Genomic DNA, 20,858 nt, shown 5'->3' on the forward strand with positions numbered 1-20,858 from the left:
TGCTACCCGTTCCGCGGGTCCCACGGCTGCAACGGATCAACCGGCTCGACCTCATGGCCGCCGGCATCGTGCGCGTAGCCGGCATCGTGTGTGCTCCCGCCTGACGGAACAGGCCGCGGTTCGAGCATCAGCGGCGCCTCGAGCTCCTGTTTTTCTGACGCAACGGCCCGGTGCGCGGTGGACGCAACCCGAGGAAGCAGGATGATTCCGGGGTTGCAGTCGCCAAGTGCGGCACGGCGGTCACCCAGGGCCGAATCGACCAGAACAAAGGCTGTCGGTGGGAGCCGCTGGATCTGCATGGGCTCGACACTGAACTCGTAGACACGCTGCAAGGTCGCGCCATCCAGGCGAGAATCGGTGACCGACAGACTCTCGGTGTCCTGCCAGAAATCCGACTGGGATACCGAAACCGAATGGTTCCAGCCGCTCGATTTTCCGCTCTTCCCTCGCGAACCGCTTCGGCCCTCGGTTTCGGAAACAGTCGTGCTCCCCCCCGCGCTGGTGGACGTCCCCGCGGTGAGACTGTTACCGACCTGTCGAGTGATCTGAGAGAAAACGAACTTGTGCCCGCGACCGACGAACTCGGCCGCGGCCTCGGCTTCCTTCGCGTTCCCGAGCTGCATGATGAGGGTGGCGCTGTCACCGGTACCGATCAGGCGTTCGGTGCCCTCCGCCAGATGTTCGAAAAGGTTGACGAGGCGAATGCCGGCGTTGTCCGCATGTCTGGCCATGCTTTCCAACGCGGGCAGTCCCATCCGATCCCCGCCGGCGACTACCAGGATGTCCCGGGATGCCTCGCCACGGCAGCGCCGGAGCTGGTGCAGGACGATCTGGAACAACACCCGGTCGGTGAGTTCCTTACGGGAGGTGGAGGTGTCACGGCTCGACGTGGCCATGACCCGGAGCCCGTGTACCGGCCACCACTGCTGTGGCGTGGCAACCGTAGCCTTCTCCTCCCGACCGGCAAGCCGTTCCAGGGACGCCCGCAGGTAATGGATTTCGTCCTGAATCCGCTCGCTTCCGCCCAGCGCGTCCATCCGGTTCACAATGGCGCTTCTTTCGCCGGGCGAAAGGACATCAAGGCCGTCCTCGGGGTCACGACCCTGTAGTACTCGCAGGCCCGCAGCGAGTCGGGTGAAAGTAAGCGGCGGGTCCAGCCGGGTGGCGACGGTCTCTAGTATCTCGGCGTCGAGCGCCCGAAGCGTCGAATCGTCCCCACCTCGCCGGAGCGTGTCAACGGCGTCCGCGAGGAGCTCGGCAACGTCTTCGGGGTCGATATCGTGCAGAAGCCCGAGCCGGCCGATATCGGTGGGAAGCTCGTTCCCTGTTACCGGAAACCCGGATGCGGCGGCGAGCTGGGCGATGCCGCCGCCGATCCCACGCTCGCTGAAATCGAGTAGGAGAATGCCACCGCCGGACGCGAGAGCCGAAGAACCGACGGTCGCCAGCAGGCTTGCCCAGCCGTCACGAGTGCCACCGAAGACATCGATCCGACTCGCGGTCGGCCGAGGTGCGAGCGGGTGGAACAGCAGCGCGGCCTCACGCCGGGCCCGGTCGAGCGCCTCATGGCTTTCCACCGCCGTCCGCCAACCAACGGTAGCGGACTGGTACCTTTCCCACTCGGTGTCACGACGGGCCTGCCACTCAGCTTTTTCCTTGCCGATCTTTCCCTTGATTCGGACGATCTGGGCAACCCGGAATCCGGCCCACGCTACGGCAACCGCGACGAAAGAAATACCTCCGTCAAAGAAATAAGATAGACCAAACAGAAACATAAGCGTAGAGATGATCAGAACTCTGGGCAGCCTGCGCATGCGATTCGCGAGGTCGTCCTGGAAAGCTTTGATATCCGGCGGAGACGGCTCATTCCATACCGGTGGCCTGTCACGGTCAGGATGCGGGCTCGCGGCGGGGTCTACATACTCCCAGCCCCACCGTTCCGCTGGGACGAACAGCCGTCGGGCGAGTTCAGAACCGGACATCTTGCTTCATGGACTACAGTCCCGCCCTCCGACTGTTGCGATCACAATGTTCTTACGATCGCAATTTTCCTGCGGACCTCGTATGGTTACGGCCTCGTATGGTTACGGACCTTGTATTCTCAAGGCCACGATAGTAGTCAATCTATCATCGAACACCACCGGTTACCGGGGGGCGTCGGGTGAAGGACGGATGCGACCGCGCCGGTACAGCACAGGCCACCCGGCGTGACGTAAGGTGACATCAAGTCACCGGTAGGCCGTCATCAAGCCGGGGTATTCACCGGAGCCGCCGCGATCCCGACGACTGCTGCGCGGCCGAACCGGGCGCAGGTGAAGAAGAAAGGACGGGAGCGGCGGCGCGGGCGAGGGATGACGGTGGCCGTGTACCACCGCTACCTGCGCCGCCGCTCCCGCATCAGCCCCGACACCGGAAGCCCTCCTCAATGGGGAACGGGCCGCGTCAGTATCGGTTCACCCAGCGGCCGGGACACCGTCAGCCGGCGGCCGGGGAGCTGAGAAGATGGCTTATGGTGTTCGGGAGACCTGCGGTGTTCACGTACCTGCGGTGAGCCAGGCCCGTGTCACAGATCGGCGTGACAGGTGCCGTAGCGAGACCTCCGGCGATGGCGGCACCTCGGGCTCAGCTCTCTCATCACAGGACACCGAGGTGTTCTGGACCCTTCCCCAAATAATACTTCTGCATTCTTCTGCGCCCACCACAAGAGAAGTCCGAGTGTGGGGATCGAACACCTCGACATGCCCGTCGAAGCCGGGTGCAAGAATCCTGTAGTGGCTCCAGAGGTGAGCCGTGTAAGTATCGGCAAACTTGCCGAGAAGCTCTCCGTCGGCGTCCAGAACGAGTATTCTCTTACCCATTTCAACACCCTCCGACTGCGCTTTCACAAATGCGGGGTGACTGGCCTGCAGGAAGCTTACGACGGTCACGCGTAGGCGTCTATTCCCAGTTTTTCGTGATTCCTGGAAAGGTATTTCGGCGACACCGGGAAGCGATCCTTGTGACCTTGGTCCCGAAGCATTTCAGGTTTAGTTCGACGTACCGCTCACCAGCCCGTGACGGATTGGTCCGGGCGGACACCCGCTCTGTCCCTGATCCGAACGCCGGTATCCCGCCCCGGGCACAACACGCCCGCCGGTATCCCGCCGCGAGCAGACATGACCGTCATCGGGCGATGGTCGCCGACGATACCAGGGCATCACCGTGCCTTCGGGACGGCGCGCGGCACCCGAAAAATCACTGGACGTTTCGGTGACCAAGGTCGACGTAGCGCGGGACGGTCGGCCCGAATCAGCGGCCCGGACAAAGGAGGCGCGACCATGATCTCCTCGCGCCTCCGGAGGCCCGAATCAGCGGCCCGGCCAAAGGAGGCGCGACCATGATCTCCTCGCGCCTCCGGAGGCCCGAATCAGCGGCCCAGTATTCCCCGGAGCCGGGACATGGCCGGCCAGGTCGGCGCCGGATCGTCCACCGGATAGGAGGGGAACACCCGTTCGGCGACGTCGACCAGCATGGCCACGTCAAGCGGCTTGAGGACAACGCCAGCCGTGAGGATGTAGTCGGCGACCCCACCCGCGGGCAGCAGCACCACGCCGTCCAGCAGGGCGAGCCCGTGCGGCAGTTCGGCCCGGGAGAAGGCCACGACTGGCTGGACCTGCAGCTGCCAGCCGTCCGGGAGCTCTGCAAGAAGCTGGTTGGTGACCTCCTCACCCATCCAGGTGACCAGGCCGAGCATGGCCCGTAACGGCACCTTGCCCGCCCAGAGCCCGGCACGGTTCTGCCGCAGCGGACCACGGTGCGCGTCGGTCTCGACAACCCACGCCCCGGACGGTCCGATCACCAGATGGTCGACATTGCCGGCGGAATCCGCCAGGGCACGGTCGTGCAGAACGGTGTAGCCGGCGCGGGCCAGCCGGTCGAGGGCGCGGGCCGTCCGGCGTTCGGCCTCGGCGTCCTCCCGCCATGACTCGATCTCCGGTGGGGAGCGGAAGAAGCGCACGGCTGCGACGACGAGCACCACCAGGACGAAGCCGAGGACCAGCTGCGTGACGGCCACCGCGGACAGGCCCAGCGCAATCCCGAACATGCTGACGGCGACCGCGACGACAGCGACGACCGAACCGGCGGACACCGCAGCCCTGGCCACTCGGTCCTTACGTTCGGCAACGTAGAGCTGCCGGCGGCGCAGGTACTCCGCCATGGCCGACCGTCCAGGCCACTGACCCTGCGACACCCCGGTCGTCACCACCTTCCGGCCGACCTGTCCTGTGTGGCGCGTGATCCGTCGCCTCCGCTGTCGATGAACCAGCCGACGCGGGACAACGTCCATGCGCGTCGCACACCGACCATCACCGAGTGTGCCGCGATGCCGTCACCGGGCGCCACGGCAAATCAGCTACACGACGACCACCATTCCACGGAAATCACAATGCATCTCCATCATGAGGTATACCTCCACCCTTTTCCCACACTGGCCGCACGTCACCCCGCAAGAGTGGGGAGAACTGAACCAGCCGTGTAACGAGGGCCTGCTGACGGGCACAACTCCACGACAGCCCGTCCTCGGTGGTCGGTTCTCAGCAGCCGGTTTGCCGACCACGCAGTCACCGTAGGTCAGAGCAAGGATGTAGGGGCGACGACACCGCACCGACCCGCACCGACCCGCGGCCAGCAGCACTGGCCGGTCCGGACCTGGAGGGTTCATGACACGAGCGCAGTCAGGCAAGTCGGCACCCGACCCCTGTTGTACCGACTGTACCGACGAGATCCGTTCAGAAGCCGATGTGTACCGCTATGCCCAGCGCACCTGCCTGACCAACCAGCCGACCGGCTCTGTCGGGATCGAGACCGAGTGGCTGGTCGTCGACGTCGCGTCCCTGTCCCGCCCGGTGCCGCCGGCCCGCACGTTGGCGGTGCTCGCCGACGGCACGCCCGAAGAGCTGACCCTGCCCGGCGGAACCCGGGTCACCTTCGAACCCGGCGGCCAACTGGAGCTTTCCGCGCCGCCGCTGCCACTGCCGGATGCACTGGCACGGACCGCCGCCGATCTCGCGGGTGTCCGCTCCCGGCTCGCCGACGCCGGACTTGCCCTCGTCGGGATGGGAACCGACCCGCTGCGGCCTGCGCGCCGGGCACTGAGGGCATCCCGCTATGCGGCCATGGAGCGGTACTTCCGGGCCGGCGGCTGGACCGCGGGTCTGACGATGATGTGCTCTACCGCGTCCGTTCAGGTCAATCTGGACGCCGGTACCCCGGCGCAGTGGACGCGGCGCTTCGAGCTGGCGCATGCCCTGGGCCCGGTCCTGCTGGCGATGTTCGCCGCGTCGCCGGTGCTGGCGGGGGCGGCCACCGGCTGGGCCTCCACCCGGCAGGCTGTGTGGGCCGAGATCGACCCGACCCGGACCGGGCCGGTCGCATCCTCGCACCAGCCGGATCCGCCAACAGCGTGGGCGGACTATCTGCTGGCGGCCCGGGTCATGCTGGTGCGCGGCCCCGATGGTGACTCCCGGCTCGCCCGCAGGGCGTCGACCTTTGCCCAGTGGGTGGCTGGTGACGGCCCTGTCGTGCGACCGCCGAGCGTCACCGATCTCAAGTACCACGCGACCACCGTGTTCCCCCCGGTGCGCCCGCGTGGCTGGCTGGAGCTGCGCTACCTCGACGCCCAGCCGGCCGGGAACTGGCCGGTGGCCGTCGCGCTGACAACCGTGCTGCTGGACGATCCGCACGCCGCGGACACGGCCGCGGACGCGTGCGCGCCCGTTGCCCGACGGTGGGGGGCTGCGGCCAGGTCGGGGCTGGGTGACACCGCGTTGCACCAGGCTGCCTGGGCATGCGCGGCGGCAGCGCGCGACGGCCTCGAACGGATGGGAGCGGACGCGTCCCTGCTCACCGCTGTTGACGCCTTCATCGACAGGTACGTCGAGCCGGGACGCTGTCCAGCCGACGATCTCGCCGACCGGTTGGCCGACGAGGGTCCCCAGGGCCTGCTACAGGCCGAACTCGACGGAAGCCGCGAACATCCCAGCGCGGCGGTGTCATGGCTCGCGAGCGTCGAGTCCGCACCGGACACCCAGGAGGTCAGGGACGTGGTGGCGCTGTGAGGACGCAGAATCGCACCGTACGAGGGCAGGACGGGGCTGCGAGAAGGCGGGACGACACGGTGCGGGCTGCGGACATCCGGGCTGCGGACATCCGGGCTGCGGACATCCGGGCTGCGGACATCGCCCGGGCCCTCGCGGCCAGCCGTGCGCGCAGCCTCGCCTACACCGACATCGACGACGCCGATCTCCGGCGGCAGCACTCGCCGCTGATGTCACCGTTGGTGTGGGACCTCGCCCATATCGGCAACTACGAGGAGCTGTGGCTGCTGCGGGCGGTTACCGGAAGTCGGCCGCAGCGCGATGGCATCGACGAGCTGTACGACGCCTTCCGTCATCCCCGGGCGACCCGGCCCGCCCTGCCGTTGCTCGGCCCGGCGCAGGCCCGGTCCTATATCGGAGAAGTCCGGGGCCACGTCCTCGACGCCCTGGACCGGCTCGACCCGGACGCGTTTCGCCCGCCGGTCGAGCCCTTCGGCGATGGCATGCGGTCAGCGGCACTGCTCGCGGACGGGTTCGTCTACGGCCTGGTCATCCAGCACGAGCACCAGCACGCCGAAACGATGCTGGCCACCCACCAGCTCCGCGAAGGCCCACCGGTCATCGGTGACGCCTTCGATCCCGGCAGAATCCGCGCGCTGCCCGCCGGCCGACCCGTGCATCCGGCGGAGGTGCTGGTGCCGGCCGGCGAGTTCACCATGGGTACGGACGGTAACACGCCTGGTACGCAGTGGGCGTACGACAACGAACGACCCGCACGTCGGGTGCACGTCCCGGCGTTCTTCATCGACACGCTGCCGGTGTCGAACGCGGCACACGCGGCGTTCGTCGAGGCCGGCGGTTACCACGATGAACGCCTGTGGTCGGCGTCCGGCTGGGCATGGCGGTGCGAGGCCGGGCTTAGCGCGCCACAGTTCTGGCGTCATGAGGACGGGACCTGGGTCCGACGTCGTTTCGGCCGCGACGAACCTGTCCCCATGGACGAACCCGTGCAGCACGTCTGCTGGTACGAGGCGCAGGCCCACGCCCGCTGGGCGGGTCGGCGACTGCCGACGGAAGCCGAGTGGGAGAAGGCCTGCGCGCACGATCCCGTTACCGGGTATTCGCGGCGTTTTCCCTGGGGGGACGACGATCCGACGCCCGAACGGGCCAACCTGGACCATGTCGCGTGCCGGCCGGCGCCGCTCGGGGCGTACCCGGCCGGAGCCAGCGCGTACGGCGTCGAGCAGATGATCGGTGACGTGTGGGAGTGGACTGCCAGCGAATTCACGGGATACCCCGGTTTCCGATCCTTCCCCTACCGTGAGTACAGCGAGGTGTTCTTCCCATCTGAGCCCGACCAAACGTCACCAACCGGGTACAAGGTGCTGCGTGGAGGCTCCTGGGCGACGCATCACAGCGCCATCCGTTCGGCCTTCCGCAACTGGGACCACCCGATCCGCCGTCAGATCTTCGCCGGTTTCCGGCTCGCACGCGACGCCGAGAAGGGAGACTGATCTCCCGTGTGCCGCCATGTGGCCTGGCTCGGAACACCACGGACGCTGACAGCGCTGCTGCGTGATCCTCCGCACGGTCTGCTGCGCCAGGCATGGACGCCCCGGCGGATGCTGCACGGCAGCATCAACGCTGACGGCTTCGGCGTCGGCTGGTACATCCCCGAGATGCGCATGGAGCCGGCCCGGTACCGGCGCGCGGTGCCCATCTGGACCGACGCCTCGTTCGCCTCGTTCGCGGGTGTGACCCGGTCGGAGTGTGTGCTGGCCGCGGTTCGTAACGCCACTGTGGGCATGCCGGTCGAGGAGACCTCGACCGCGCCCTTCACCGACGGCCAGCATCTGCTCAGCCACAACGGGCGGGTGGACGTCGACGTGCCGATGCACATGCTTGCGGCGGCCCGCGACGCGCCCGTCCCCGACTCACGATGCGACTCGGCGCTGCTGGCCGCCCTGGTCTGGCAACGGTTGGGCACCGGCGCATGCCTCGCCGACGCGGTCGCGGACGTGGTCATCGCCGCGGGCGGCAAGGACGGCGCCGCCCGACTCAACCTGCTCGTAACCGATGGCATACAGATCGTGGCGACAACCTGGGGTGAAACCCTGTCGTACCGGGTATCTCCCGACGGTGAGGACGCCGGGATGCACGTGGCCAGCGAGCCCAGTGACGATGGTGACGGATGGGTCGATCTGGACGATCATCGGCTACTTGTGGCCGACACACGCAATGTAACCATTAGTAGTTTGATCTAGGATTCAGTTACTCTCGGTTGCATAAGCGCTCCCGGAGGTTGCAGCCATGACAGCGTCCAGTGCCGGTCTCGCCGATATCGGTTCCGCCAACGACGATCCTGAACCCGCAATCGTGCTCGATCGGCATCTCACCGTCTCCGACCGGTCCACCGCGCTCGCCACGGACGTCCGCACAGGCCTGACGTCGACGCCCAAGGAACTACCACCCAAATGGTTCTACGACGCCACCGGCAGCATGCTCTTCGACGCCATCACTCGGTTGCCCGAGTACTACCCGACACGCACCGAACGGGCGGTGCTGGCCGAATACGCCCACGAGATCGCCGCGATGTCCCGGGCCGACACCCTGGTGGAGCTCGGCTCCGGGACCTCGACAAAGACCCGCCTGCTGCTCGACGCACTGCGCGATGACGGGCACCTACGCGGATTCGTCCCGTTCGACGTGGACGAGACCATGCTCTCCCGTGCCGCCACCGCGATCCGGGACGACTACCCGAGGGTGACCGTCCGTGCCGTCGTCGGTGACTTCGAACGTCATCTCGACCTGCTACCCACCGCCGACCGGCGACTGATCGCCTTTCTCGGTGGGACGATCGGCAACCTCGGGCCCCGGCCACGCCACGAGTTCCTGACCGGCCTGCGCACCCAGCTGAACGACGGTGACACGCTGCTGATCGGCACCGACCTCGTGAAGGACCCGGTCCGGCTTGTTGCCGCCTACAACGACAGTGCCGGCGTCACAGCCGCGTTCAACCGCAACGTCCTGTCGGTCATCAACCACGAGCTCGACGCCGACTTCAACCCACGTGGGTTCGCGCATGTGGCCCACTGGGACGCCGACAACTCCTGGATCGAGATGCGGCTGCGATCCGTACACGAACAGCGCGTACGGATCGGCGCGCTCGACCTGTCGGTGTCCTTCGCCAAGGACGAACAGATGCGCACGGAGATCAGCACCAAGTTCACCAGGGACGGACTGGCCGACGAGTTCGCGGCCGCGGGCCTCACCATGGTCCGGTGGTGGACGGACCCGGCAGGCGACTTCGCGCTCTCACTGTCCGTCCCCGCCTGACCCTGTGTCCTCCGGCCCGGGGCGGAAACCGTGGACTGCCGCTCAGCCCCGCTCGGCTCAGCCCCGCTCGGCTCAGCCCCGCTCGACCAGGGAAACGTCGCGGGCAGCGCCGGTGGATGCCGAGGTTGCCATCGCCGCGTACGCGCGCAGCGCGGGCGACACCGGCCGCTGCCGGTCCTTCGGCCGGTACCCACCGGACGCCTCCAGCTCGGCCCGCCGGACGGCGAGTTCCGCGGCGTCCACCAGCAGGTCCAGCCTCCGGGACGGAATGTCGATCTCGATGATGTCGCCGTCGGTGACCAGCGCGATCACACCACCGTGCGCCGCCTCGGGCGAGACATGGCCGATGGACAGACCCGCCGACCCGCCGGAGAACCGGCCGTCGGTGACCAGCGCGCACTGCGGGCCGAGACCGCGGGCCTTCAGGAAGGTGGTTGGGTACAGCATCTCCTGCATACCGGGGCCGCCCCGCGGGCCTTCGTAGCGGATGACCAGCACGTCACCGGGTGAGACCCGCTTCGACAGGATCGCGTCCACCGCCTCTTCCTGGCTTTCCAGAACGAGTGCCGGGCCGCGAAACGTCAGCCGTCCGGCCTCCACTCCGGCGGTCTTGAGGACGGCGCCGTCCGACGCGAGCGTCCCGCGCAGCACCGCGAGACCCCCGTCCGCGGAGTAGGCGTGCGCGGCGTCGCGGATGCAGCCCGATGTCGCGTCGGTGTCCAGTGACTCCCACCGGTTGATGGACGAGAACGGCTCGATCGTGCGGACCCCACCGGGCGCGGCATGGAAGAGTTCCACCGCCTCCGGCGCCGGGTCGGGCCGGCGGACGTCCCAGTGGGTGAGGAACTCCGCGAGGCTCGCGCAGTGCACCATGTGGACGTCGTGGCGCAGCAGTCCAGCCCGGTCGAGCTCACCGAGGATGGCCGGGATCCCGCCGGCCCGGTGGACGTCCTCCATGTGGTACTCGGAGCTCGGCGCCACCTTGCACAGGCACGGCACCGCCCGGGAGATCTCATCGATGTCGTCGAGGGTGACGTCCACCTCGGCCTCCACGGCCGCGGCCAGCAGGTGCAGCACGGTGTTCGTTGAACCGCCCATGGCCACGTCCACGGCGAACGCGTTGAGAAAGGCCGACCGGTTCGCGACCGACCGTGGCAGCACCGCGTCGTCGTCCTTGTCGTACCAGCGCTTGGCGATGTCCATGACGGTCCGGCCGGCCCGGACGAACAGGTCGCGCCGGGCCGCGGAGGTCGCGAGTGTCGAGCCGTTGCCGGGCAGCGCCAGTCCGAGCGCCTCGGTCAGGCAGTTCATCGAGTTCGCGGTGAACATGCCGGAACACGACCCGCAGGTCGGGCAGGCGGAGCGTTCCACCGCGTCCAGTTCCGCGTCACCGACGGTGGTGTCGACGGACGCGGCAATGGCGGAGATGAGGTCCAGACCGGAACGGACGACATCGCCGGAGACGACAGCCCGACCGGACTCCATCGCGCCACCGGACACGAACACGGTGGGGATGTTCAGCCGCAGAGCGGCCAGCAGCATCCCTGGAGTGATCTTGTCGCAGTTCGAAATGCAGACGAGTGCGTCCGCGCAGTGCGCATTCACCATGTACTCGACGCTGTCCGCAATGATCTCCCGGGACGGGAGCGAATACAGCATGCCGCCGTGGCCCATGGCAATGCCGTCGTCGACCGCGATCGTGTGGAACTCCCGTGCCACACCACCGGCTTCCCCGACCGCGTCCGCCACGATGCGGCCCAGGTCCCGCAGGTGCACATGCCCGGGGACGAACTCGGTGAAGCTGTTCGCGATCGCCACGATCGGCTTGCCGAAGTCGCTGTCGGTCATGCCGGTGGCACGCCACAGAGCGCGGGCACCGGCCATGTTGCGGCCATGGGTGGTGGTTCGGGAACGCAGAACAGGCATGTGGGCAAACCTCGTAGCGATCGATCGGCGCGTACGTGGACCGCGCCGGGCCAGGTCGGGCATGCTCGCAAGGACCTACCCGTCTGCGCCAAGCGTATCCCGCCCACCAGAACCGTCCGGGGATCAGTCCTCGTCGAAGCCGCGCGGGCCGCCACGCCGGCGCAGCCACTCCCGCCGGACCAGCCACACGATCGCGAAGGACACGGCGGTGCCCAGCAGCGGGGCCACCTGATGGTCACGGCTGCCCGTCACGAAGTGGACGCCGTCCGGCCCTTCGACCCTGCTGCTCGTCCGCGTCCCGACCGTGAACAGGAACAGGCCCGCGATGGCGAGGATGGCGTAGCCGGCCCTGAGGAAGCCATACGGGCTGATCCGTCGACGAGCGGCGGTACCGCGGAACAGCTCGGTACCGCGGAACAGCATGGCCAGGATCAGCCAGGCCAGGAAGCCAAAGAAGATCGACCACAGGGGCGCGTAGAGGAGGTACAGGAAGAAGGTCCTCATGGCAGCCGGGTCACGTGCTCCACAGCTGTCGCGTGCTCCACTGTGGGCGGCTGGGCGAAGAACGAGCCGAGAGCCGCGCGCCAACGGGTGAACCGGTCGGATTCCCGGAAGTTCACCAGATGCGCGTCAAGATTCTCCCACTCGACCAGCAGGATGAACCGGGACGGCGTCTCCACGCCGCGGGTCATCCGCACCGACAGACAGCCCGGACAGGTCACAAGCTCCCCGACAACGCCATGGTAGGCATCGGCGAACTTCTCCTCCTCGCCGGGCGTGATGTCGAAACGCGCGACTTCCAGGACCGCGACTTCCAGGGCCGGGGAGGTATGCCTGTGGTCATCGGCGGCGGTCATGACCACAAGTCTGGCACGCGCGTGCCAGGTCCAGGCACGCCGGATCGTCCGGGGCCGCGGCGCAGGACCCCGGACGATCCGGACCTTTGTTCAGGACCTGCTACCGGAACCAGCCCGACCAGCGCCAGCCCGACGCACGCCGTCGGGTTTTCCACCGTCCCCGCCACCTCGGATGATCTCCCAGTCAGGACCCGTGCGCAGCCGCAGGCCCGCGACAACGGTCATGCTCGCGGCGACGCCCTGCGTGATGTCGCCCGAACCGGCCAGCGCGACGGCGATGGACGCCAGGCCCGCGAAACCAACGGTCGCGGCCGTGAGGAGACCCGCAACCAACAGCCTGCCGCTGAGGAGCGCGATCACGAAGAGCACGATCACGAAGAGCGCGATCACGAAGAGCGCGATCACGAAGAGCGCGATCACGAAGAGCGCGATCACGAAGAGCGCGATCACGAAGAGCACGATGCCCAGCACTACAGGAGGTACAGGTTCTCGACCGTCCCAGCCGGTCGACGCACGTGCGGCGGGAGTCCCGGACCAGGCAGCCACCCGCTCGGTTCCGGGAGTTCGCGGGAAGACGGCCGCTTCTCGACGCAGCGTTTCAGGACGACAAGATTTTAGTAACGATACGCTATATTCTTGATCCCGTGGACATCGCAGAGCCTGCATGCCTCGCTGCTGGGTTGCTGAGCCTTGCCCGCCAGCAGGTTGGTCTCACCCAAACCGAACTTGCGCACCGCGCAGGCGTCCAACAGAGCGTTGTGAGCGCCTACGAGGCTGGGCGACGCCAGCCCACAGTACCAATGTTGCTGCGGCTGATCAGGGCCACTGGTAACGATGTGCAGTTCCGGCTCGCTGGCGCCGACGAGACCATCCGCGTAGCCCCGGCTACCGTACCCGCGGACCGGGCAGCGACATCGATCTGCTGATCGACCTTGCTGACGACCGAGGCCTGTTCGATCTGATCGGACTACGACAGAACCTCGAAGATTTGCTCGGCGTCAAGGTCGACGTCGTGCCTGCCGCCGATCTTCATCCAAGCCTCCACGAGCAGGCTGACCGCGAGGCTCTACCACTATAAGTAGTGGATGTGACGAGCAGCGCCTCAAGGACATCCTCCAGGGCATAGCGACGATCAACACCCATATTACCCGTGGCGCTCTCGGACTCCACCCGAGCACAGGCCAGCAGGGCATAGGCAGGTCAGCTGGCCATGTCGACGAAGCGGGAGTAATGACCCTGGAAGGCGACGGTCACCGTGCCGGTCGGACCGTTACGATGCTTGGCGACAATCAGGTCGGCCTCGCCGGCCCGGGCCGACTCCTTTTCCACCGTGTCCTCCCGGTACAGCAGAATCACTGCGTCAGCATCCTGTTCGAGTGATCCACTTTCACGGAGGTCGGAGATCTGCGGGCGCTTGTCCGCGCGTTGCTCGGAGGCACGGTTGAGCTGGGAGATGGCCACCACCGGAACGTCCAGTTCCTTGGCGAGCAGTTTCAGCGAACGGGATATCTCGCTGACCTCCTGCTGACGGCTTTCCGTCCGCTTCGGCGACGACATGAGCTGCAGGTAGTCAAGAATAATCATTCGGAGGTTGTTGCGCTGTTTGAGCCGCCGGGCCTTGGCCCGGATCTCCATCATGGTCAGATGGGGGCTGTCGTCGATGAACAAGGGCGCGTCCGCGACCTCGCCCATCCGTCGGGCAAGGCGGGCCCAGTCGTCGTCGGTGAGCCGGCCGGTACGGATGCTCTGCAGGGAGACCCTCGCCTCCGCCGACAGTAGCCGCATAGTGATCTCCATTCGGCTCATCTCCAGCGAGAAGATCACCGATGTCATACCGCTACGGATGGACGCAGCCCGAGCAAGATCCAATCCGAGTGTACTTTTTCCGACGGCGGGCCTGGCCGCGATGATCCACAACTGGCCGCCGTGCAACCCGTTGGTCAGCTCGTCCAGGTCGTTGAAGCCGGTGGGAACGCCGGTCAACGACCCGTCATGCCCCTGGATCGCCTCGATCTCCTCCAACGCGGGGTTGAGTAGATCACCAAGGGGGGCGTAGTCCTCACTCGAGCGGCGTTCGGTGACCTCGTAGACGGCGGCCTGGGCTCGGTCGACGACCTCGTCCACGTCCTGCGCGGGACCGAACGCAAGCTGGACGATGCGTGTACCGGCCTCGACGAGACGACGCAGGACGGCCTTCTCAGCGACGATGCGGGCGTAGTAGCCGGCGTTCGCCGCCGTCGGCACGCTGGAGATGAGGGTGTGCAGGTATGCCGGCCCGCCAACCCGTTCGAGCAGCTCGCGACGGCCCAGCTCAGCGGCGACACTGATCACGTCCGCGGGCTCGCCACGGCCGTACAGGTCACCGATGACCCCGTAGACCGTGCCATGGGCGGGCCGGTAGAAGTCGCCCGCGGCAAGCACCTCGACGACGTCGGCGATCGCGTCCTTGGACAACAGCATGCCGCCCAGCACGCTCTGTTCGGCCGCAAGATCATGTGGTGGAGTGCGGTCGAACTCGACCGACCCACCTGAGCCACCCCGGGCGCGGTCAACATCGGTCAGTGTCATCGCCACCCCCTTGGCATGACCGGCCTTCCCGCACGTCGGCTAACATCGAACATATGTTCGACTATCTTCGTGGCTTTGTCAACTGTAGGCGGCGCCGACTGTACGGGCATCCACCCCGAACACCCAAGCAGTTATCCACAACATCTGTGGATAACTGCTGTGGACAAGCCGCATGTCCTGGGGAAATCGTTGGGACAAGCCAGCCGGAGCTGTGGACAACCAGCGCACACAAAGATCATCCAAGTAGATGTCGGGGCTGGGCCACAGTCATCCCCGTCCACTGCCTGTGGACAAAAGAAACCTGGCATCGAGTTGGGCTCGACCCCGAGATGAAGACCTTGACCTGCCCCGAAGAGCACAAGGGGTGACCGCGATGTCGCATCGGCCGATCCGTCGGCCATCAGGCAACACCGCGGTCACCCCAACCGCCGTGCTCAACAAACTGTGGTGTGGCTGTGCCTCGGAGGAGGCCGATCAGGCGGAGACCACGTCCAGGTTGACGGTCGCCACCACGTCCGAGTGCAGATGCACCGAGACCGTGTGAGCGCCCAGCGACTTGATCGGCTTCGGCAGCTCCACGCGTCGGCGGTCCAGGTCGGGACCGCCGGCGGCGGCGACCGCCTCGACGACATCGGTTGCCGTCACCGAGCCGAAGAGCCGGCCTTCCTTGCCCGCCCGGCTCACCAGTTGGACGGACAGGGTCGCAAGCTGGCCGGCAATCTCCTTTGCGTGCCCGAGGTCGCGGACCTGCCGAGCCGACCGGGCACGACGGATCTGGGCAATCTGCTTCTCGGCACCCCGCGTCGCGACGATCGCGTACCGGCGGGGGATGAGGTAGTTGCGCCCGTAACCGGCGGCGACGTCGACCGTGTCGCCGGGGCTACCGAGGCCAGGTACCTCCTGGGTGAGGATGAGCTTCATTGCCACTCCCCTCAGCGCGCTGTCGAGGTGTAGGGCAACAGCGCCATCTCGCGGCTGTTCTTCACCGCGATTGCCACGTCACGCTGGTGCTGGCTGCAGTTCCCGGTGACCCGCCGAGCACGGATCTTGCCGCGGTCGGAGATGAACTTCCGCAGCAACGAGGTGTCTTTGTAGTCGATGTAGTCGCTCTTGTCCTTGCAGAACGCGCAAACCTTCTTCTTCGGCTTGCGCACGGCCGCCTTGGCCATCGTGCACTCCTATATTTGTCTGTGGCCCGAGAGGCAGGGATCTAGTGCCGGGAGCACTAGAACGGGGGCTCTTCCGAATAGGCGCCGGCGGGTGCCGACCACGGGTCCTCGACGGGTGCGCTGCCATACCCGGAGCCGCCGCCGGCGGGGGCGCCATAGCCGCCACCCGCGGGAGGACCTCCGGGGGCGGGCGGCGCACCATAGCCACCGGACGGCCCGCCCGCCGGCCCGCCGTAGCCGCCACCGCCACCGCCACCGCGGCCGGCCTTGACGACCTTGGCAGTGGCGTACTTCAACGAGGGACCGATCTCGTCCACATCCAACTCGACGACGGTCCGCTTCTCACCCTCACGCGTCTCGAACGACCGCTGCTTGAGCCGACCCTGGACGATGACCCGGGCGCCCTTCTGCAAAGACTCCGCGACATGCTCGGCAGCCTGTCGCCAGATGGAACAGCGCAGGAAGAGCGCGTCCCCGTCCTTCCACTCATTGGTGGCACGGTCAAGGGTTCGCGGCGTCGAGGCGATGGTGAAGCTGGCAACGGCCGCGCCATTGGGTGTGAACCGAAGTTCAGGGTCGTTGGTCAGGTTCCCGACCACCGTGATGACTGTCTCGCCGGCCATGAAGCCGCTCCCTTCAGGCCGCGACCTTACGCCGGGGCTTCTTCTCGGGAAGCCGGATCACCTTGGTCCGGATCACCGATTCGTTGAGGACGAGCTGGCGGTCGAGCTCGGCGACGACGTCCGGCTCGGCAAACAGGTCGATGACGGCGTAGATGCCCTCGAAACTCTTGCGGATCTCATAGGCAAGCCGGCGGCGGCCCCAGACGTCGACCTTCTCCACAACGCCGCCACCGGAGCGGACGACGGTCAGATACTGGTCAAGGGATGGCGCGACCGTGCGCTCCTCGAGATCCGGCTCAAGGATGACCATCAGTTCGTAATGCCGTGACAAGGGTGAACCCACCTCCTGTGGACTCGGGCGGCCACGGAGAGTTCCGTGGCAGGAGGGACAAGCCGCAGTTCGGGTCGGACGTGGAGCGAATCCGCGCAGACCAACGAGCGGCGGCCTGGCAAACACTACTCGATGCGGCTCGGCCCAACGTCGCCCGACCACCCCGTACCACCAGCAGGCACCACCACCTGGCTACCTGCCGTCCACCCGCGGTCGGTGGTGTCGTCCGGTCGTTCGACCGGCGGCGATCACCTGTAGTCCACCACCGAGCACTCCCAGTATGACCGTGACCGAGAGCACCACCAGCAGGCCACGCAGATGCCGGTCAGGTGACGGCGAGATCGCCGCGACGACGAGTACGACCACAGCCGCGGCAAGCCCGACGGAGGTGATGACCGCCATGGCCCTGCGGCCGGCCATGGCACTGTTGTCCGACCCGACACCTGTCACACGTCCGCATCCTGCCAGCTGTACCGGCACACCGGACCCGGCCACGCCCGGCAGGAAACAGCCGAAACCCGTTCCCGATCACCAATGATGATCGGGAACCCACCGACAAACACCAACCCACGACGCAGAGCTCCCCGAATTTTCGCGGAGCGGAAATTCGGGGAAAGCGCTAATCCACCCACTGGCCCTGGGTGAAGGCGACGACGAAGACCGCCATCACCGGCGCGCACAGCCAGATGTAGGCGGGCCGCACCCACGGTCGGCGCGCCGCGACACGCGCGAGCAGCAGGTACATCGGAAACGCCACCAGCATCGTCCGGATCCCCGAGGCGTAGTAGGTCGAAGAGCTCATCAGCAGCGTCGCGCCGCCGACGAAGGCAGCCTCACCCCAGCGTGCCGACCGGGCAAGCAGCACGGTCAGCACGACGCCGAGGACGACGGCGGCCACCTCGCCGCGCCAGAACCACGCGAACGCCGACGACTGCGACGTCTCGAAGGCCGAGTGCCAGGTCGTCCGCCACCCCACCCACGGCCAGTCGATCCCCCGGTGCCACCCTGCCCGCATCGCCTCCGCGTAGGCGTCCCACCGGCCTGTCCGGACCCGCAGGTAGGTGACGAAGCCAAGGATGGGCAGCGGCGGTAGCGCGAGCGCCGGCCCTGGTCTCGCGAACACCGGCAGCCCCGCACGCCGCCGACCGACCACGTACTGGACCGCGAGCGCCAGACAGAACGGGATCCCGGTGACTCTGGTGGACGCGGCACCCGCGCCGAGCAGACCGGCAAGCCACCAGCGCTGCCGGCTGGCGGCGAGCCAGGACGTGGTGGCGAACCCGAGGAAGATGGCCTCGGAGTACCCCGCGCACAGGAACACCGCGTAGGGAAACAGCAGGAGCGCCAGGACGGCGAAACCCGCGTTGCGACGGTCCTGACCGGCCGTGGACGCGTCTGCGGCCGACGTGTCGTCGATGTACAGCTGCCAGATGGCCGCCACCGCCGCGGCCCCGGCGATGAACGAGACCGCCATCCCCGCGATGGTCCAGTCACCGACGATCAGGTGCGTGACCCGTATCGCGATCGGGAAGCCGGGAAAATCCACGTCGGTCTGGTCGGTGTACTTCGGCGAGTGGTAGCCGAAACGGGCAACCTTGGTGAACAGTCCGACGTCCCAGCGGTCCCACAGTGTCCGCAGGCCGGGCTGGTCCGCGATCGGACGCCCCGACAGCGCGCGGGACGCGGCGAGCGACAGCAGGATGACGGCGACCCGGCTGGCGATCCAGATCGGCAGGGTCGCTCTGACCGCCTCCGGCACCCGGGCCAGCCATGACCGGACTGACCGGAACGGCCGGTCGGTGTCGGTGTCGGTGTCGGTGTCGGTGTCGGTGTCGGTGTCGGTGCCATGGTTACCGGAGCGACCGGCGTGGGGCTCTGAAAGCCCCCGGTCGGCCCGGTCTGGATCGGTCCCGAGAGGTGCTCCGGCCCCGCCGTCATGACCATGTCCCGGGTTCTCGGACGTCACCGTCATGGTTTCACGGTGTCATGGGTCTCGTGGGGTCACGATCCGGCCCCGACCATGGCCGCCCATCCGCCCGGGTTGGCATGCGCCACGCCCGGGTCCGAGGCCACCTCGACGCCCGCCGCCCTGGAGCGCCGGCGGTCCGGCGCCCCGTCGAGTACCCCTCCGGCCGGGTCGTCGGCACCGTGGACACGGACCACGTCCAGCTCCGGATGCAGGATCTCCCGGATGACCAACGCGGCGAACACGCACAACATGAGGTCGCGGATGGCGATCGCGCCGACGAACCAGCCCCGGTCGATGCCGCTCGCACCGTCCGTGTCGTTGTAGACGAAGTGCAGGAACCGGGTGAGCAGCACGTACGCCTCACTCGCCTGCCAGGCCAGGAAAGCCGGCCAGCGTGGTCGGGCCAGCGCCGCGAGTGGCACCAGCCACAGCGTGTACTGCGGCGAGAAGACCTTGTTGGTCACCAGGAACGCGACGACGGTGAGGAACACCAGTTGCCCCAAGCGCGGACGCCGGGGAGCGAACCAGCCCAGCGCCGCAATGCCGAGCAGCAGTGTACTCAGCATGACCGTTAGAATGATGTTGGTCTTACCGGTGGGAAGCCCGTGCTCCCGCACGTCGGTCAGCGCCGCAGGGACCGCGACCACGACCAGCAACCAGCCGGTTATCGCCACCAGCACTATCGGTGCCCGCCACACCGGCCAACGCCTGGCCGCCGCATGACCGGCGCAGGCCAGGCCGATCCCGGCGACCCCCAGAGTGATCAGATGAACGGGACCGAACATGGCGGTCGAGAACGAGTTCGACAGCCATGTGGTGGCGAATGCCAGAGAGTCCCAGTCGGGACCTCGCTGCGAGTTGAGGTCGACAAAACGCAGCATCCCGTTGGTCGCACCGCTCCGGTGGCCGCCCAGCATCCCGTACCAGTCACCGCCGGCCCGAAACGTCGTCCAGATGCTGTCACCGGTCCGCTGATCGCCGGTGAAGTAGCCGGCTACCAGCCACAGTGGCAGCCACACCGCGGCGGCGGTCACCACGGTCGCCGCCAGGGTCCGGCCGAAGGCCCGGCCCCGTCCCGCGCGCAGCGTCAGCAGGCCGATCGGCAGCAGGAACAGCAGCGGGTAGAACTTCGTGGCCGCGCCGAGCCCGAGCAGGACGCCGGCGAGGGTGGGGGCACGGCGTGACCAGGCCAGCAGCCCACCTGCGGCGAATGCCACCGCCAGGATGTCCCAGTTCGTCAGGAGATGGAGGACGAGGACGGGTGCGAGCGCAACCAGTGCGGCATCCCATATCCGCGCGCTGCCCGCGGTCAGTGCCGTACAGAGGACGGTGACGCAGGCGGCGACCAGGAACAGCAGGGCGGTGATATCGTAGAAGACCGCCGTTCGATGATCAAGAGTGTAGCCAACCAGCACCTGCCTGCCGTCGTCATCGTGATACACCGGTCCGGAGCGTGCGGCGAACCCCGCGACGGATGACGCGAACTGCATGGCTGCGCCGATCAGCGGCGGGTACTCGGTCGGGTAGTCGAGGAAGGGCCGTTTGCCGGTGGCCAGTCCCTCCTGACCGAACAGGGCGACCACATCGGAGTAGCACATCCGCGTGTACTGGTACTCGTGCGACCAGTTGCGGGTGTCCCGGCATGGAGCCTTCTGCGCATAGCCGAGCACGCACGCCAGCACGGTGAACGCCATGAGAACCCGTAGCGGCGTCCACCAGCTCCGGCCTGCGCCAATGCGGGCGTGACGTCCGGGCGGACCACCGACGAGCACGCTGGCTCCGGCAACCACCGGATCCTCGTCCGACGGGCAGACGCGCTGCGCGGCCGCGGTCGACCGAGGTGGCTCGGAGCCGCTCCCCGGCCCGTCAGGGCCTCCGGCGACACCGGAAAGGCTGTGATCGTGCAGCCTGGGGTCGCTGGTCCCTGCGTCGAAGCGTGCTTCAGGGCCTGTCCTAGCCATGCGTCATTGTCACCCGGCCGACTTGCGTTTCCGTGCAACGC

General features: G+C 67.4%; 19 protein-coding genes and 1 pseudogene. 6 read left to right on the forward strand and 14 right to left on the reverse strand.

Annotated features, from left to right (window positions below; genetic code table 11):
- Window positions 1-2: 2 nt before the first annotated feature.
- Both NBW77_RS08730 and NBW77_RS08735 read right to left on the reverse strand, forming a co-directional pair.
- Entirely contained in the window at window positions 3-1,775 is a 1,773-nt protein-coding gene (locus NBW77_RS08730) for a hypothetical protein (protein ID WP_250279537.1), read from the reverse strand.
- 1,631 nt (window positions 1,776-3,406) lie between these two features.
- On the reverse strand, window positions 3,407-4,198 hold the full coding sequence (locus NBW77_RS08735; RefSeq protein WP_250279546.1) for a nuclease-related domain-containing protein: 792 nt from the start codon (window positions 4,196-4,198) through the stop codon (window positions 3,407-3,409).
- Window positions 4,199-4,700: 502 nt separating this feature from the next.
- Here NBW77_RS08735 and egtA point away from each other — a divergent pair.
- The 4 genes from egtA to egtD all read left to right on the forward strand — a co-directional run bounded on the left by egtA (window position 4,701) and on the right by egtD (window position 9,413).
- Window positions 4,701-6,098 carry an ergothioneine biosynthesis glutamate--cysteine ligase EgtA gene (egtA, locus tag NBW77_RS08740; RefSeq protein ID WP_131749420.1) on the forward strand — a complete coding sequence of 466 codons (1,398 nt, stop codon included), beginning with the start codon at window positions 4,701-4,703 and terminating at the stop codon, window positions 6,096-6,098.
- Window positions 6,099-6,187: 89 nt separating this feature from the next.
- The gene (gene egtB / locus NBW77_RS08745; RefSeq protein WP_250279547.1) at window positions 6,188-7,591 is read left to right on the forward strand and encodes an ergothioneine biosynthesis protein EgtB; all 1,404 of its coding nucleotides are present in this window, start codon (window positions 6,188-6,190) and stop codon (window positions 7,589-7,591) included.
- Window positions 7,592-7,597: 6 nt separating this feature from the next.
- Window positions 7,598-8,341, forward strand: coding sequence for an ergothioneine biosynthesis protein EgtC (gene egtC, locus NBW77_RS08750; protein ID WP_131749422.1), 744 nt, complete (start codon window positions 7,598-7,600; stop codon window positions 8,339-8,341).
- 46 nt (window positions 8,342-8,387) lie between these two features.
- Window positions 8,388-9,413, forward strand: a complete 1,026-nt coding sequence (gene egtD, locus NBW77_RS08755) for an L-histidine N(alpha)-methyltransferase (protein WP_131749424.1) — start codon at window positions 8,388-8,390, stop codon at window positions 9,411-9,413.
- Window positions 9,414-9,485: 72 nt separating this feature from the next.
- On the opposite strand, the gene ilvD is transcribed toward egtD, so the two are convergent.
- From ilvD to NBW77_RS08775, 4 genes are all read right to left on the reverse strand, one after another.
- Entirely contained in the window at window positions 9,486-11,339 is a 1,854-nt protein-coding gene (ilvD, locus tag NBW77_RS08760; RefSeq protein WP_250279538.1) for a dihydroxy-acid dehydratase, read from the reverse strand.
- Between the two features lie 123 nt (window positions 11,340-11,462).
- Window positions 11,463-11,843, reverse strand: a complete 381-nt coding sequence (locus NBW77_RS08765; protein ID WP_131749426.1) for a hypothetical protein — start codon at window positions 11,841-11,843, stop codon at window positions 11,463-11,465.
- Complete coding sequence (locus NBW77_RS08770; protein WP_131749428.1) at window positions 11,840-12,196, reverse strand: antibiotic biosynthesis monooxygenase family protein; 357 nt, start codon at window positions 12,194-12,196, stop codon at window positions 11,840-11,842. Before NBW77_RS08770 ends, NBW77_RS08765 begins: the two co-directional genes overlap by 4 nt.
- Before the next feature lie 90 nt (window positions 12,197-12,286).
- Window positions 12,287-12,742, reverse strand: coding sequence for a hypothetical protein (locus tag NBW77_RS08775; RefSeq protein ID WP_250279540.1), 456 nt, complete (start codon window positions 12,740-12,742; stop codon window positions 12,287-12,289).
- Between the two features lie 98 nt (window positions 12,743-12,840).
- Here NBW77_RS08775 and NBW77_RS22345 point away from each other — a divergent pair, with 98 nt between their 5' ends.
- Window positions 12,841-13,122, forward strand: coding sequence for a helix-turn-helix domain-containing protein (locus NBW77_RS22345; RefSeq protein ID WP_349816983.1), 282 nt, complete (start codon window positions 12,841-12,843; stop codon window positions 13,120-13,122).
- Window positions 13,107-13,274: pseudogene (locus tag NBW77_RS22350) on the forward strand (nucleotidyltransferase family protein); the annotation flags it as partial. The gene NBW77_RS22345 and the pseudogene NBW77_RS22350, both read left to right, overlap by 16 nt.
- Before the next feature lie 122 nt (window positions 13,275-13,396).
- Here the strand turns inward: NBW77_RS22350 and dnaB are convergent.
- The 8 genes from dnaB to NBW77_RS08815 form a co-directional block, all read right to left on the reverse strand.
- Entirely contained in the window at window positions 13,397-14,764 is a 1,368-nt protein-coding gene (gene dnaB, locus NBW77_RS08780) for a replicative DNA helicase (protein WP_250279541.1), read from the reverse strand.
- 474 nt (window positions 14,765-15,238) lie between these two features.
- Entirely contained in the window at window positions 15,239-15,685 is a 447-nt protein-coding gene (rplI, locus tag NBW77_RS08785) for a 50S ribosomal protein L9 (RefSeq protein ID WP_131749432.1), read from the reverse strand.
- Window positions 15,686-15,696: 11 nt separating this feature from the next.
- Complete coding sequence (rpsR, locus tag NBW77_RS08790) at window positions 15,697-15,933, reverse strand: 30S ribosomal protein S18 (RefSeq protein WP_131749434.1); 237 nt, start codon at window positions 15,931-15,933, stop codon at window positions 15,697-15,699.
- A 56-nt stretch (window positions 15,934-15,989) separates the two neighbouring features.
- Window positions 15,990-16,556, reverse strand: a complete 567-nt coding sequence (locus NBW77_RS08795; RefSeq protein WP_131749436.1) for a single-stranded DNA-binding protein — start codon at window positions 16,554-16,556, stop codon at window positions 15,990-15,992.
- Window positions 16,557-16,569: 13 nt separating this feature from the next.
- On the reverse strand, window positions 16,570-16,887 hold the full coding sequence (gene rpsF, locus NBW77_RS08800) for a 30S ribosomal protein S6 (RefSeq protein WP_284346903.1): 318 nt from the start codon (window positions 16,885-16,887) through the stop codon (window positions 16,570-16,572).
- Between the two features lie 192 nt (window positions 16,888-17,079).
- On the reverse strand, window positions 17,080-17,337 hold the full coding sequence (locus NBW77_RS08805; protein WP_250279542.1) for a hypothetical protein: 258 nt from the start codon (window positions 17,335-17,337) through the stop codon (window positions 17,080-17,082).
- A 169-nt stretch (window positions 17,338-17,506) separates the two neighbouring features.
- Window positions 17,507-18,859, reverse strand: a complete 1,353-nt coding sequence (locus NBW77_RS08810; protein WP_242606159.1) for a hypothetical protein — start codon at window positions 18,857-18,859, stop codon at window positions 17,507-17,509.
- 29 nt (window positions 18,860-18,888) lie between these two features.
- On the reverse strand, window positions 18,889-20,817 hold the full coding sequence (locus NBW77_RS08815; protein ID WP_131749439.1) for a glycosyltransferase family 87 protein: 1,929 nt from the start codon (window positions 20,815-20,817) through the stop codon (window positions 18,889-18,891).
- Between the last annotated feature and the right edge of the window lie 41 nt (window positions 20,818-20,858).

Origin of the sequence: Frankia sp. Cppng1_Ct_nod (assembly GCF_920656135.1) — a bacterium.
Lineage (GTDB): Bacteria > Actinomycetota > Actinomycetes > Frankiales > Frankiaceae > Protofrankia > Protofrankia meridionalis.

What these genes read in the sequence shown, in the direction of transcription:
- NBW77_RS08730 (WP_250279537.1), bottom strand. Translation starts at nt 1,775, where the DNA reads ATGTTTCTGTTTGGTCTATCTTATTTCTTTGACGGAGGTATTTCTTTC.
- NBW77_RS08735 (WP_250279546.1), bottom strand. Translation starts at nt 4,198, where the DNA reads ATGGCGGAGTACCTGCGCCGCCGGCAGCTCTACGTTGCCGAACGTAAG.
- egtA (WP_131749420.1), top strand. Translation starts at nt 4,701, where the DNA reads ATGACACGAGCGCAGTCAGGCAAGTCGGCACCCGACCCCTGTTGTACC.
- egtD (WP_131749424.1), top strand. Translation starts at nt 8,388, where the DNA reads ATGACAGCGTCCAGTGCCGGTCTCGCCGATATCGGTTCCGCCAACGAC.
- ilvD (WP_250279538.1), bottom strand. Translation starts at nt 11,339, where the DNA reads ATGCCTGTTCTGCGTTCCCGAACCACCACCCATGGCCGCAACATGGCC.
- NBW77_RS08765 (WP_131749426.1), bottom strand. Translation starts at nt 11,843, where the DNA reads ATGAGGACCTTCTTCCTGTACCTCCTCTACGCGCCCCTGTGGTCGATC.
- NBW77_RS08770 (WP_131749428.1), bottom strand. Translation starts at nt 12,196, where the DNA reads ATGACCGCCGCCGATGACCACAGGCATACCTCCCCGGCCCTGGAAGTC.
- dnaB (WP_250279541.1), bottom strand. Translation starts at nt 14,764, where the DNA reads ATGACACTGACCGATGTTGACCGCGCCCGGGGTGGCTCAGGTGGGTCG.
- rplI (WP_131749432.1), bottom strand. Translation starts at nt 15,685, where the DNA reads ATGAAGCTCATCCTCACCCAGGAGGTACCTGGCCTCGGTAGCCCCGGC.
- rpsR (WP_131749434.1), bottom strand. Translation starts at nt 15,933, where the DNA reads ATGGCCAAGGCGGCCGTGCGCAAGCCGAAGAAGAAGGTTTGCGCGTTC.
- NBW77_RS08795 (WP_131749436.1), bottom strand. Translation starts at nt 16,556, where the DNA reads ATGGCCGGCGAGACAGTCATCACGGTGGTCGGGAACCTGACCAACGAC.
- NBW77_RS08810 (WP_242606159.1), bottom strand. Translation starts at nt 18,859, where the DNA reads ATGACGGTGACGTCCGAGAACCCGGGACATGGTCATGACGGCGGGGCC.
- NBW77_RS08815 (WP_131749439.1), bottom strand. Translation starts at nt 20,817, where the DNA reads ATGGCTAGGACAGGCCCTGAAGCACGCTTCGACGCAGGGACCAGCGAC.